This is a genomic window from Achromobacter sp. ACM05 (assembly GCF_019218915.1).
Lineage (GTDB): Bacteria > Pseudomonadota > Gammaproteobacteria > Burkholderiales > Burkholderiaceae_B > Achromobacter > Achromobacter animicus.
In genome coordinates this window covers 312,191-324,451 of the sequence record NZ_JAHUWQ010000003.1, presented here as the reverse complement: position 1 = coordinate 324,451, position 12,261 = coordinate 312,191, and the positions used below count along the sequence as shown (strand labels likewise).

11 protein-coding genes are annotated in these 12,261 nt (G+C 66.9%); 4 read left to right on the top strand and 7 right to left on the bottom strand.

Going from position 1 to position 12,261, the window contains the following annotated elements:
* Positions 1-36 precede the first annotated feature (36 nt).
* Complete coding sequence (locus KW836_RS19985; protein WP_105239792.1) at positions 37-1,026, bottom strand: tripartite tricarboxylate transporter substrate binding protein; 990 nt, start codon at positions 1,024-1,026, stop codon at positions 37-39.
* 161 nt (positions 1,027-1,187) lie between these two features.
* Between KW836_RS19985 and KW836_RS19980 the strand changes: the two genes are divergently transcribed.
* Complete coding sequence (locus tag KW836_RS19980) at positions 1,188-1,949, top strand: IclR family transcriptional regulator (RefSeq protein ID WP_105239793.1); 762 nt, start codon at positions 1,188-1,190, stop codon at positions 1,947-1,949.
* A gap of 183 nt (positions 1,950-2,132) precedes the next feature.
* On the opposite strand, the gene KW836_RS19975 is transcribed toward KW836_RS19980, so the two are convergent.
* The 5 genes from KW836_RS19975 to KW836_RS19955 all read right to left on the bottom strand — a co-directional run bounded on the left by KW836_RS19975 (position 2,133) and on the right by KW836_RS19955 (position 8,183).
* Positions 2,133-2,969 carry a mechanosensitive ion channel family protein gene (locus tag KW836_RS19975; RefSeq protein ID WP_175124253.1) on the bottom strand — a complete coding sequence of 279 codons (837 nt, stop codon included), beginning with the start codon at positions 2,967-2,969 and terminating at the stop codon, positions 2,133-2,135.
* A 214-nt stretch (positions 2,970-3,183) separates the two neighbouring features.
* Positions 3,184-4,293 (bottom strand): DUF1513 domain-containing protein, encoded by a 1,110-nt coding sequence (locus KW836_RS19970; protein WP_218344550.1) that lies wholly within the window; start codon positions 4,291-4,293, stop codon positions 3,184-3,186.
* Positions 4,283-5,371 carry an imelysin family protein gene (locus KW836_RS19965; protein WP_218344549.1) on the bottom strand — a complete coding sequence of 363 codons (1,089 nt, stop codon included), beginning with the start codon at positions 5,369-5,371 and terminating at the stop codon, positions 4,283-4,285. The genes KW836_RS19970 and KW836_RS19965 overlap by 11 nt, the downstream gene beginning before the upstream one ends.
* Positions 5,371-6,888, bottom strand: a complete 1,518-nt coding sequence (locus tag KW836_RS19960; RefSeq protein ID WP_175138613.1) for a di-heme oxidoredictase family protein — start codon at positions 6,886-6,888, stop codon at positions 5,371-5,373. The genes KW836_RS19965 and KW836_RS19960 overlap by 1 nt, the downstream gene beginning before the upstream one ends.
* Positions 6,885-8,183 (bottom strand): imelysin family protein, encoded by a 1,299-nt coding sequence (locus KW836_RS19955; RefSeq protein ID WP_175124257.1) that lies wholly within the window; start codon positions 8,181-8,183, stop codon positions 6,885-6,887. The genes KW836_RS19960 and KW836_RS19955 overlap by 4 nt, the downstream gene beginning before the upstream one ends.
* 202 nt (positions 8,184-8,385) lie before the next feature.
* Between KW836_RS19955 and KW836_RS19950 the strand changes: the two genes are divergently transcribed.
* The 3 genes from KW836_RS19950 to KW836_RS19940 all read left to right on the top strand — a co-directional run bounded on the left by KW836_RS19950 (position 8,386) and on the right by KW836_RS19940 (position 11,277).
* A complete protein-coding gene (locus KW836_RS19950) occupies positions 8,386-9,312 on the top strand; it encodes a LysR family transcriptional regulator (protein ID WP_218344548.1) in 927 nt (308 codons plus the stop codon).
* Positions 9,313-9,419: 107 nt separating this feature from the next.
* The gene (locus tag KW836_RS19945) at positions 9,420-10,220 is read left to right on the top strand and encodes a class II aldolase/adducin family protein (RefSeq protein WP_175138615.1); all 801 of its coding nucleotides are present in this window, start codon (positions 9,420-9,422) and stop codon (positions 10,218-10,220) included.
* Between the two features lie 97 nt (positions 10,221-10,317).
* Positions 10,318-11,277 carry a tripartite tricarboxylate transporter substrate binding protein gene (locus KW836_RS19940; RefSeq protein ID WP_175186458.1) on the top strand — a complete coding sequence of 320 codons (960 nt, stop codon included), beginning with the start codon at positions 10,318-10,320 and terminating at the stop codon, positions 11,275-11,277.
* A 7-nt stretch (positions 11,278-11,284) separates the two neighbouring features.
* Here the strand turns inward: KW836_RS19940 and KW836_RS19935 are convergent, their stop codons facing one another.
* Entirely contained in the window at positions 11,285-12,196 is a 912-nt protein-coding gene (locus tag KW836_RS19935) for a LysR family transcriptional regulator (protein WP_218344547.1), read from the bottom strand.
* Between the last annotated feature and the right edge of the window lie 65 nt (positions 12,197-12,261).

The following is a 12,261-nucleotide window of genomic DNA, read 5'->3' as shown; positions in this document are numbered from 1 at the left end:
TGCCAACTGCCGGCGTGTAACCGGCAGAGACGCCGATCAGTCCACCGTGGCGCCCGAGGCCTTGATCACGGGTGCCCAGCCTTCGACTTCCGACTTGATGAATTGGCCGAATTCGGCCGGCGTGGTCTTCACGCCCACGGCGCCCAGCTTTTCAAAGCTGGTTTGCACGGAGGGCTTGTCCAGCGCCTGCTGCATGGCGGCGTTGAGCTTGTTGATGACTTCCGGCGGCGTGCCGGCCGGGGCAAGCAGGCCGAACCACGACGACACGTCGAAGTCCGTGAAGCCCGATTCCTTCATGGTCGGCAGATCCGGCGCGCTCTTGGAGCGGTCGGCGGTGGTCACGGCCAGCGCCTTCAGCTTGCCCGATTGCGCGTGCGGCCAAGCCGACGGCATGTTGTCGAACATGAACTGCACCTGGCCGCCGATCAGGTCGGTCATGGCCGGGGCGCTGCCCTTGTACGGCACGTGCAGGACGTCGATGCCCGCCTTCATCTTGAAGAGCTCACCCGCCATATGGATGGAGGTGCCGCTGCCGGACGAGGCGAAAGCCAGCTTGCCCGGGTTCTTCTTGGCGTAGTCGACCAGCTCTTGCACGGACTTGACCGGCACCTGGGGATTGACCACCAGGATGTTCGGGACCTTGGCGCCCAGGGCGACCGGAGCAAAGTCCTTCGTCAGGTCGAACGAAACGTTCTTGTACAGGGTCTGGTTGATCGCGCTGGTCACGGCGACGAACAGCAGCGTGTAGCCGTCCGGCGTGGCGCGCTGGACCTGGTCGGTCGCGATGTTGCTGCCGGCGCCCGGCTTGTTTTCAACCACGAAGGACTGGCCGAGCGACTCGGTCAGTTCCTTGGCCATGATGCGGGCGATCACGTCGGTGGTGCCGCCGGCCGAGAAACCGACCACGATGCGGACGGGCTTGTCGGGATAGGCGGCGTGGGCGGAACCCATTGCAAATGCGCTTGCGGCGGTGGCCAGAAGGGTGGCGGCCAAACGCCGCATGCCAGGCTTGTGACCTGTAGTCATAGTGTCTCCGTGCAGGTACTGTCCATTAGATGGACGATTTGAATTATTGGATGAACGCATTCTGCGCTATACATGCGCTGGCCATCAAGGTAGAGTCCACCCTACGGACGATGGTTTTCCCTCGTCCGTACGTTGATAACCCTTAGTTTTCAGAGATCTGCATGCAAGACAGCGATGCCGCGGCCGCCGGCCCACGTACTCTGCGACGCGGCCTCGCCGTTCTGGCCGCCCTGCGCGACCAGGGTCCGGACGGCCTGAGCGTCACCGATATCGCCCGGTTGACCGGCATACAGCGGCCCACCATCTACCGGCTGCTGGCCGCCCTGCTCGACGCGGGGCTCGTGCTGCCGGTTGCGGGCACCAAGAAGTACCGTGCCCAGCTTGCCGTCGATCCGGACACGCGTTCCCGCGATCCGCGGGTGCGCCAACTGCTCCCCGTGCTGCGCCGCCTGGCCGACCGCACCGGCGACGCCGTGTTCCTGGTGGTGCGCGAGGAAGACGATTCGATCAGCCTGCATCGCGAAATCGGCAGTTATCCCGTGCAGATCCTTGCCACCTATGCGGGCAAGCGCCAGCCGCTGGGTGTGGGCTCGGGCGGGATGGCGCTGCTGGCTGCCCTGCCCGACGACATCGCGCGCGGCATCGTCGAACGTAATTCGGGCAGGCTGGACGAGTACGGCGGCATGACGCCCCAGGAAATGTTCCGCCTTATCGAAAACACGCGCGCGCGCGGTTATTCGGTGGTGGGCAACCACGCGGTGCGTGGCGCGCTGGGCGTGGGTTGCGCGCTGCTGGACGCGCAGGGCGCGCCTCTGCTGGCCGTCAGCGTCACCGCCATCATCGACCGCATGCCCGCGCAGCGACAGCGCGAGATCGCGGGCTGGATCAAGACGGAACTGGCGCGGCTTGCGATGCCGGCCTGATTGGCAGGTTGCCGGGGCGACGCGGGGACGACGTCACGCATCAAGCCGTCACCCCGGGAAGCCGAAGATCCAGAAGCGGTCATGCCGTCACGCCTTGCTGGTTCACGCCATCTTGCCGTCGAATAAAAATGGGCGCCTCCAACGAGGCGCCCATTTTCATGGCTGACAAAACAAGGCTCGCACTCAGGTAGCGGCTGCGCCCGTCTTGGGGTTCTGGATCTCGCGCAGCGGGATCGGGGCCTGGAAACCGGCCTCTTCGAGCGAGCGGCGGATCTCCTGGTACAGGCTCCAGCGCAGCTCCCAATATTTGCTCGACTCGGCCCACACGCGCACGTTCACCGTGACGCCGTTTTCCTTGTAGTCGAACACCTTCACCTGCGGGGCCGGGTCCTTCAACGCATCGGGACGCGCGTCCACGATCTGTTGCAGTTTGGCGACCACCGCATCCAGGTCATCGCCATAGCGAACCGGCACCGGGATGTCCAGGCGGCGCGTCTTGTTGCGGCTGTAGTTGGTGATCGTGGCGTTCCAGACCGTGCTGTTGGGCAGCGTCATGTGGATGCCGTCACCCTGCACGAGGCGCGTCAGAAACAGGCCCACTTCCTCGACCGTGCCGTCCGCGCCCGAACTGAGCGCGATGTACTCGCCGGCGCGGATCGGACGCAGGATCAGCAGCATGATCCCGGCCGCAATGTTCTGCAGCGTGCCCTGCAAGGCCAGACCGACGGCAAGACCCGCGGCGCCCAGCACGGCGATCAGGCTTGCCGTCTGCACGCCAAAGCGCGCCAGCACCGCGATCACCGTGAAGATGCGCACCGCCCACATCACGGTCGTGGAGAACATGGGCACGATCGTGGGATCGATCTTCGGCGACCGCGTAGCGGCCCGGCGAACCCAGTTGCCCAGCAACGACGACACCCACCAGCCAATACCGAGAATGAGCAAGGCGACGAGCAGATTGATGCCCATATCCATCAGCCTCGGGGCCCAGATATAGAACTCTTTTACGGCCTCATCCATGGAACCTCCTGCGAAAAAAATCGACGGCAGAATGTATCAGAAGCGGCTGGCACAAAGCGGCGCAGCGCCCGACGGGAGTGTCAGGCTTTGTAAAGCGGAGCAGCGCGTGCCGCCGCGGCGTACGGCGTAAGACTGATTCCGGTGTCTGACACCCGAATCCGAAATCGGTCAGACATGCAGCATAGGTCTTGCCGCGCCGGCAGGCAAAGCGGCGTTACGCCGGCACGATGCGGAAATGGTTGTCCCAGGACATGTCACGCGATGGCGGCAGGACCGGCCTTTCCTTGCCTTGCGCGTCAACGCGGATCATCGCGCCCAATCCGCTACTGATCAGAAAGCCCCCTTGCACGGCAGGCGCGACGCCGCAGCCGTCGGCGAGTGCGGTGACGCCCAGGCATTTGCCGCTGGCGGCGTCCCAGTAGATCACCTGCCCGCCAACCGGGCTGGACGTGGCCACAATGCCGCCGGCGGCGTCGACCGTGACGGAGCCGACGTAGTTGCGCATGTTGCGCAGCGTCTCGGCCGGGCCGTCGAACAGTTCCAGCGCCGCGCCGCGTCGATGGCGGCCGACCAGCGCCGGACGATCCGCGGCCGGGCCCATGTATTGGCAACCGAACCACACCGCGCCATCGGCCGCCAGGGCCAGGTGCCGGATCGACAGCCGGTGCAGCGCTGGCGCGAGCTCCACCTTCTCCAGCAGTTCCCCCGAAGCCGCGTCGATATACGCGAGCGACGGCCGCATGGTGTCCAGGTTCAGTTCCAGCTTGCCGTAGTCAGGGTGCGTCAGGATGCCGCCGTTGGCCACGCACAGCGTCTTGCCGTCGGGCATCAGCACGACCTCGTGCGGTCCGATGCCGCCGGAATCGAACTCGCCCACGCGCCGGTAGCCGCCGCCGGGCGTGGCGTCGTACAGACCCAGCACGCCGCGTCCGCCTTCGAAGTCGTTTTCCGTGGCGGCCAGCAGGCGGCCGCCTTGCACGAAGGCGCCGTGACCGAAAAAATGCCGGTCATCGGGCAGCGGCAAGGGCGCGGGCTCGCCGCCTTCCAGCGAAAAGCCCAGCGCAAAAAAGCCGGGTTGGCGGCCGAACACCACGGCGCGCTGCGCGCTGGCGTCGATCGCAAAGCTGTGGCCGCGCGCGGGCATGGGGATCGTGAGGCGATCGCGGCCCGTCCCGTCCAGCACCACGGCTTCGTCGCGGCCGCCGCGCTTGCGCGCGGTCAGGTACAGCGGCCCGCCATCAGCCGGCAGCGCGGCGCGCGCCGCAGAAGGCGACAGGCCCAGCGCCGCGGCCAGCGCCAGGAAGCGGCGCCGGTCAATCTCCATCGAGCGCGTTGAAGCCGATGGTGACGCCCAGGGCAGGCGCCAGGTTCTCGTCAACGATGGCCTTGGCGTTCTTGAGCGTCAGCGACGCCAGGACCAGCAGGCGGCGCCCTTCCTCGCCCGCCAGCGCCTCGTCCAGCGGCGCAGGCACCGCACGCAGCGTCTCTGCGGCACTGGACAATTCGCCGCGCACCGACGCATCCATCCATTCCTCGCCCGCGGGCAAGGGATAGCCGCCCGCCACATAGAACGCCTTCAGCGCATCCAGGTTGGCCGCCAGCAGGCTCATCGACAGGCCGCTGCGCCAGAACGCCGCGCGCTTCGGACGGGCGGCCTGCGGCGAATCGCCCAGCACCGGCTCGATCTTCACGTCGCGCGCGAACTGCAGGCCGGTGGACAGGGCCTTCATGGCCTCGGCCGCGACTTCCTGCGAACTGCGATAGAGGTCATTGCCCGGTTGGGGCTTGGCAAACTGCCGCCCGAATTCGCCCTGCGCATCCCAGGCCTCGCCCAGGTCGCGCGAGATCGTGGCGACATTGGCGGATACGGCCGTGGCGTAGCCGCAGGCATACGCAAAGCTGGGCTCGCCGGTCTGCTTGAGCAGGTCGGGCTCGCCGTACAGCACGTACTCAAGCGCGGGCAGGCCCTGCACCGCGACGCTGCGGCCAGCCAGCGCGCCGGGCTTGAGCAGCGCGTCATCCTTGGCCGCGATCAGCGCCTGCACCTGGCGGGGCATCACGCCGCGCGTGTCGGGCCAGAAGGCCAAACGTTCAAAGCGGTTGGCCTGCACCAGCGGGCCGAAGCGCAGGATCTCGACGCCCGACCATGCGTGCGCCAGCGTCTTGAACGCATCGCCGACGCGCCCGGCGCCGGCCGCATCTGGCTTGGCGCACCAGCCGCCCAGCGCGCTTTCCAGCGCGGCAGCGGCGTCCGTCATCTTCGCGACCGCCGGCCGGGCGTAGTCGCGCGCCAGGCGTTCGCCCAGGTCGGCGGGCAGCGCGGCCTGTGCCGCAACCACGGCAATCGGCGCCGTCAGCATCAATGCCGCAGCCGCAGCGCGCATGAACAAATGGCGGGCCATCACAGGGACTCCAGGAAGCGGATCAGGTCCGCGCGTTCTTCGGGCGTCATGTCGACGACGCGGTCGCGCGCGGGCTTGGCCGCGCCGCCATGCCACAGCACGGCTTCCAGCAGCGTGCGGGCGCGCCCGTCGTGCAGCCAGGTCGCATTGGGATTGACGGTCTTGGTCAGGCCAATGCCCCACAACGGCGGGGTGCGCCATTCGCGGCCGGTGGCCATGCCGTCGCTCACGCCGTCGGCCAGGTCGTCGCCCATGTCGTGCACCAGCATGTCGGTGTACGGCCAGATCAGCTGGAAACGGTGTTCCGGCTGCTTGGCGTTGCGGCTGGTCACGTACTTGGGCACGTGGCAGGCCACGCAATTGGCTTCGTAGAACAGCTTCTTGCCCGCCAGCACGCGCGCGTCATCTGCATCGCGCCGCATGGGCACGGCGAGGTTGGTCGAATAGATGGTGACGAAGTCCATCAGCTTGCCCGGCACTTCCTCTGGCCCAAAGCGCGGCTGCGCGCCGTGCGGCATGTCCAGGCATTGCGTCTGCGCGGGCGTGCATTCGCCGGAATGCTTGGGGAACAGCGGCGTGGACAGGCCCATGTCGTTGGAGAACGCGGCAGCGCTCTGCTGCTCGACCGTCGGCTGTCCCGCCTTCAGGTTGAAGCGGCCCAGCACGCGCGCGCCGGTGCGCGCATCGGTGACCCAGTTGGCCTTGCCGACGATGCCGTCGCGCTTGTCCGCGCCAACGTTCGCCAGGATGTCGGACTCGTGAATCGATTCCAGCAGGCCCAGCCCGATCATCGGCGGCGCCAGCCGCGGCGAGATCTGCGTGTCCGCGCGCATCGGCCCGTAACCCAGGTTCTCGATGCGATACGTGGGCTTCATCAGCGTGGCGGTCTCGCCGCCGCGCAGCGCCACGGGCACGGCTTCGTATTCGATTTCCATGCGGCCTTCGGCCGGCAGGCCCGCGACCGCGAAATTCTGCAACTGCACGCCGTAGACGGGTTCCGGCAAGGCCGCGATCTCGTCGGCGCCCAGCTTGGGATGCCCGCGATCGGCGCCTTCCGGCACGGCCAGGCGCAGCAGCAGCGCGACCGCATCCGTGCGTTCCAGCGGATCGAAGCCCGGCACCGTGCCGCGGCCGTCCTTGGTGTGACAGGCCTGACAGGAGCGCGCGTTGAACAGCGGGCCCAGGCCGTCGGACGCCTGCGTGGACGAAGGCGCGGACACCCAATCCTTGCGGAACAGGCCGTTGCCGACGATGAACTCCTGGCGGCCTTCAAAGCTCATGTTGGCCGACGGCTGCGAAAAGATGTCGGCGTTGATGAGCTTGTTGGTCGTCGTGGCGCCGGCCTGCATGGTCTCGAAGGATTCGACCTTCGAGAAATCGCTGGTGGGCGCCGTGATGGCGGTGACGCGTTTCTGGTCTTCGGGCGTCAGATCGTCACGCCCGCCGGGAGCGGCGGGCGCGGCGGCGGCGACGGCATGAACCGACGCCGCCAGTACGGCGGCTAATGCGAGTTTCACTTGAATACGGCGTCAGGTTTATCCAGGCTGTCGGACCCTTCGATGGCGACCTTGCCCAGGTCCAGCAGCGCGATCACGCGTTCCAGGCTGCGCGTCTGCGCGACGAGGCTGTCGATGGCAGCCTGCACCACCGCGTTGCCCTCCTTGTTGCCTTCCGCGATCATCTGGTCATAGGTCTCGACCGTTTCGGCGCGCGTCTTCATGGCCTGCATGGCGGCGACGGTGGCGTCCAGCTTGGCGCGCACTTCGGCGTCCAGCTTGGAATCCTTGGCCTTGACCAGTTCGGACAGGCTGGCGCCAGTCACCTTCTTGCCGTCGATGCGCGTGTACGAACCCAGATAGACGTTGCGGATGCCGATCTGGTCGTAATAGTGCGAATTGTGCGTGTTGTCCGAGAAGCAATCGTGCTCTTCCTCGGGATCGTGCAGCATCAGGCCCAGCTTCATGCGTTCGCCCGCCAGTTCGCCGTACGACAGGCTGCCCAGCCCGGTCAGCATGGCGATGAGGCCGGCCTTCGGATCCTCTTCGACCGCCTTGCGCGCCGCGCCGTCCTTCTTCCAGTTGCCCACCATTTCTTCGAGATCAGTCACCAGCAAATCCGTTACCGCCTTCAAAAACTCAATACGGCGTTCGCAATTGCCGCCGGTGCACTGTTTCGGATCGAAATCCGTATGCGGGCGATTGCCGGAGTGACGCTCCTGCGGCGTGCCCTTGCGGTCCGCGGGCGCGGCGCCGGTGCCGTTCAGGTCCTGGCCCCACAGCAGGAACTCGATCGCGTGATAGCCCGTGGCCACGTTGGCCTCGTTGCCGTCGGCCTCGTGCAGCACGTCGGACAGCAGCTCGGGCGTGATCTTGCTGACGTCGACCGTCTTGCCGCCCACCGAGATCTTGGAATTGGCGATGACGTTCACGGCGTAGAACGCGTTCTGGTCGTTTTCCGTGCCGTAGGAGGCGTCGACATAGTCGATCAGGCCTTCATCCAGCGGCCACGCGTTCACGCGGCCTTCCCAGTCGTCGACGATGGGGTTGCCGAAGCGGTAGGCCTCGGTCTGCTGATACGGCACGCGCGCCACGATCCATGCCTCGCGCGCGGCCTTCAGGGTTTCCGCGCTGGGCTTGGCGACCAGCGCGTCGATGGCGTCGCGCAGCTTCTTGGCGGCCGTCAGCGAATCCTCGTAGCCGGCCAGCGCCAGGTCGGAGTACGTGGCGACCACGGCCTTGGGTTCGACGGCGGCCTGCGCCACTCCGCCATACACCGCGGCGGCCAGCACCGCACCCAAAAGCAACTTGCGCATCGTCTTTCTCCCGTAATTCGGACGGCCCGCCCCCGCGGCGGCCCGTTCCGGCTTGAATTTTGTGGATGCGAGTGTAAACAATTTTCGTTTGATATTCAGGCGTTGTTCAGATAGCTGACATATTTTTGAACGAAAAAAGTATGCTCCGGCAGGTCACCCGGGGCCCCGCCGGCCCCGTTTTCTTCAGCCTGGAAACCGCCTCATGGAACTGCGCCAACTCCGTTACTTCGTCCGCGTCGCCGAGCTGGGCAGCATCGGCCGCGCCGCGCGCGACCTCGGGGTGGTCGCGTCGGCGCTCAGCCAGCAGATCAGCCGGTTGGAGAGCGAGCTGGCGACGCGGCTGCTGACGCGCAGCCCCACCGGCGTGACCACCACGCCGGCCGGCGCCGCTTTCCTGCGCCAGGCCCAACTGACCCTGCGCCACGCGGAAAGCGCCGTGGCGGCCGCGCGCGAGGCGCGATTGGCCGGCACCGTCAGCATCGGCTTTGCGCCCACCACTGCGTCGCTACTGGCCCGCCCGTTCTACGCCGCCATGACCGAGCGCTATCCCAACGTGCGCCTGCATCTGGTCGAGGGGCTTTCGGGCAATCTGGGCGACCTGCTCAACGCCCGGCGGCTGGACCTGGCCGTGCTGTTCCAGAACGACACCGCGCAGGGCCGCAGCGTGGTGCCCGTGCTGGACGAGCGTCTGTTCCTGCTGGCGCCGCGCGGCATGGTGGAGCGCCCCGATGGCGAGCCAGTCCGTATGACCGATCTGGCCGGGTTGCCGCTCGCCGTCACCAGCAAGGCGCATGGGCTGCGCGCCTGGGTCGAAGCGGCCTTCGAGCGGGCCGGCATCGAACCCTGGATCGGCGTCGAGGTCGACGGCCTGACGACGCTGATGGACCTGGTGCAGGCCCATCCGATCGCGACCATCCAGCCCGGCGCGGCCGTGGCCCGCGTCGAGACCGGCCTGCTCAGCATGCATCCCATCGACGATCCCTATCTGTTCCGCCGCAACCACATCTACTGCATCAGTGACGACGAGCTGTCGCCCGCCGCGCTGGCCGCGCGCGTGGTGCTGCTGGACGCCATGCGCGGACTGGTCCGGCACGGCGGCTGGCCGGGGGCAACCCTTCTGGATTCGTGATGCCCCCATAGCCTCGGGATGCCTAGGCGGTCGGATTTTCTGAAGATAAATTGATCCACATCAAGTCGCAGCGCGGTGCATGCGACGATCAACCTTCACGAAATCCGATGACCACTTCCCCTTCTCGTCCCGGCCGGCTGGGCATTTCCTCCATGCGGGCGCACTGCTCCGAAGCGGAATGGCAGGCCCGGGTGGACCTTGCCGCCTGTTATCGCCTGGTCGAGCTCTACGGCATGGCCGACATGATGGCCAACCATATCTCGTCCCGCGTGCCCGGCGAGGACAACGCCTTCCTCATCAACCCCTACGGGATGATGTACGAGGAGATCACCGCGTCCAGCCTCATCAAGGTCGACGTGGACGGCACCATTCTGTCCAAGCCCGATTTCGGCGATCTGGACTACGGCATCAACAAGGCCGGCTACGTGATCCACAGCGCGGTCCACGCCCACCGGCACGAGGTGGACTGCGTCATCCACACGCACAGCTGGGCGTCGATGGCCGTGTCGTCGCTGGAGTGCGGCCTGCTGCCGCTGACGCAAACGGCCATGCGCTTCCTGAAGATCGGTTATCACGACTACCAGGGCGTGGTGCTGGGCACCGAGGAACAGGCGTCGCTGCTCGAGGACCTGGGCCAGGGCGAGGCGCTGATCCTGCGCAATCACGGCGCGCTGACCGTGGGACGCACCGTGGGCGAGGCCTTCAACTGGATGCACCGTCTGGAACTGGCCTGCCGCTCGCAGTTGGCGGCGATGGCGACGGGCGCCCCGCTGCAAGCCGTGCCGCCGCCCGTCCTGGAGGCCACCTGGAACAACTACCAGCCCGGCACGCGCCGCCCCTATGGCGTCATGGAGTGGCCCGCGCTGCTGCGCAAGCTGGACCGCATCGACCCCGGCTACCGGGACTGAGGCCGCGCCCGGAATCCCCCTGAACATTTCCAGCGCCGGCCGGCGTGGCGGCACGGCGCGATATCCCACACGACAACGACCACGCGAGGAGACATTCATGAACACTGCCCAAGCCCTGCTGGCTTGCGCGGCGCTGGCGGGCGCCTGTATCGCGCCCGCCGCCAGCGCCGCCGGCTACCCCGACAAGCCGGTCAAGGTCATCGTGGCGTTCTCGCCCGGCGGCACCACCGACACGCTTACGCGCAGCGTCACGAACACGCTGACACAGAAGCTGGGCCAGCCCTTCGTCGTGGAAAACAAGCCCGGCGCGGGCGGCAACATCGGCACCGAATACGTGGTGCGCGCCGCGCCCGACGGGCACACGCTGATCGTGAACTCGGTCGGCCCCATCGCCGTCAATCCCACGCTGAACAAGCTGAACTACGACCCGCTGACCGACCTGGTCCCGATGGTGCAGATCGCCACAGTGCCCAACGTGCTGGTCGTGCCGCCCTCCTCGCCCGCCAAGGACATCCAGGGCTTCCTGAAATACGTCAAGGGCGCGCGCGAACTGAACTACAGCTCGACCGGCGTGGGCACGTCTTCGCACCTGTCCAGCTACATGCTGATGGACGAACTGAAGGTGAACGCCACGCACGTGCCCTACAAGGGCGCGGACGCGGTCAACGATCTGCTGGCCGGCCGCATCGACTTCATGTTCGCCACCATTCCGTCCGTGATCGGCCACATCCGTTCGGGCAAGCTGCGCGCGCTGGCGGTCAGCACGCTGCAGCGGTCCGCCACCCTGCCCGAACTGCCGACCATCGCCGAGTCGGGGTATCCAGGCTTTGACGCCGGCTCGTGGTTTGGTTTCTTTGCGCCCAAGGGCACGCCGCAGCAGGTGGTGGAATTGGTCAACCGCGAAGTCAACGCCTCGTTGCCGGCACTGAACGAACAGATGATTCGCGAAGGCGCCGAGCCTGTCGGCGGCACGCCAGCGCAATTCGCCACGTTCATCAAGGGCGAGCACGACAAGTGGGCCGTGCTGGTACGCAAGTTCGACCCGCAGGCGCATTGAAGCTCGGTTAGTGGGCTGATCCCATACCCGGGGCCACGACGGCGGCCGTGAACTGATCCGAGGCGCGGCACGCCAGTTCCGCCACCAGCCGGATCGCGTCCGAGCCGCCGCTTTCCAGATAGCTCACCATCAATAGCTGCGGCGGCACCGGCAGATCGGTGCGGATGACCTGGATCTCGCCGCGCGCAACGTACTCGTACATGGGCGGCAACGGCACAAGCGCACGGCCGAAGCCGCTGCGCACCAGCCGCGCCAGCGCCGAGATCGAACTGACGAAATGCACCTTGCCCTGCGGCATGCCGACTTCGCGGTACAGGGCCTTCAGCGCCTCGTGCGGCTGCGATCCCGGGCTCATCGTCAGCACCGGCTCGCCGAGCAGATCGTGCGCCGACATTGTGTCCTCGCTGCCTGGCGGCCCGACCCAGCCCATCTCCATCGGCAAACAGGGCATGCTGATGATGCCCGTGTCGTTCAGCACGTCGGTCTGGAACGCGATATCCAGCGTGCCTTCGCGCAACCCGCGATGCAGGGCGCGCACCGTCTCGGACGTCAGCTGGACCTCGATGCCGGGATACGTGGACCGCAGGTTCGTCAGAAAGCCGATCAGCCACGTATGCACGACGGTCTCGATGGCGCCGATCCGCACCAGCCCGGCGACCTCGTCGCCGCGCTTGCCCAGCGACAGGATCTGCTGGCGGATCTCGAGCAGGCGCTCGCCATAATCCAGCAGCCGCGCACCGACCGCCGTGAGCTTCAGTTCCTTGGCATCACGTTCGAACAGGCGCGCGCCGATGTCCTCTTCCAGCGATGCGATGCGGTTGGCCACGGCCGCCTGCGTGATATGCAGGCGGTCGCTCGCGGCGCGAAAACTTCCCAGCCGCGCGGACCACAGAAAGGCTTCGACAAAACGCGTGTTCATGCGCCGATGCTACTGCCAACGCAGCCGGGGCGGGACGCGTCGTTGCCGGCGAGCGGACACGGCAA

Excerpts from the sequence above, each read along its gene's own strand:
- KW836_RS19950 (WP_218344548.1), top strand. The coding sequence starts at position 8,386 with ATGGAACTGCGCCAACTCCGTTACTTCGTCCGCGTCGCCGAGCTGGGC.
- KW836_RS19980 (WP_105239793.1), top strand. The coding sequence starts at position 1,188 with ATGCAAGACAGCGATGCCGCGGCCGCCGGCCCACGTACTCTGCGACGC.
- KW836_RS19970 (WP_218344550.1), bottom strand. The coding sequence starts at position 4,293 with ATGGAGATTGACCGGCGCCGCTTCCTGGCGCTGGCCGCGGCGCTGGGC.
- KW836_RS19965 (WP_218344549.1), bottom strand. The coding sequence starts at position 5,371 with ATGGCCCGCCATTTGTTCATGCGCGCTGCGGCTGCGGCATTGATGCTG.
- KW836_RS19945 (WP_175138615.1), top strand. The coding sequence starts at position 9,420 with ATGACCACTTCCCCTTCTCGTCCCGGCCGGCTGGGCATTTCCTCCATG.
- KW836_RS19935 (WP_218344547.1), bottom strand. The coding sequence starts at position 12,196 with ATGAACACGCGTTTTGTCGAAGCCTTTCTGTGGTCCGCGCGGCTGGGA.
- KW836_RS19975 (WP_175124253.1), bottom strand. The coding sequence starts at position 2,969 with ATGGATGAGGCCGTAAAAGAGTTCTATATCTGGGCCCCGAGGCTGATG.
- KW836_RS19955 (WP_175124257.1), bottom strand. The coding sequence starts at position 8,183 with ATGCGCAAGTTGCTTTTGGGTGCGGTGCTGGCCGCCGCGGTGTATGGC.
- KW836_RS19940 (WP_175186458.1), top strand. The coding sequence starts at position 10,318 with ATGAACACTGCCCAAGCCCTGCTGGCTTGCGCGGCGCTGGCGGGCGCC.
- KW836_RS19985 (WP_105239792.1), bottom strand. The coding sequence starts at position 1,026 with ATGACTACAGGTCACAAGCCTGGCATGCGGCGTTTGGCCGCCACCCTT.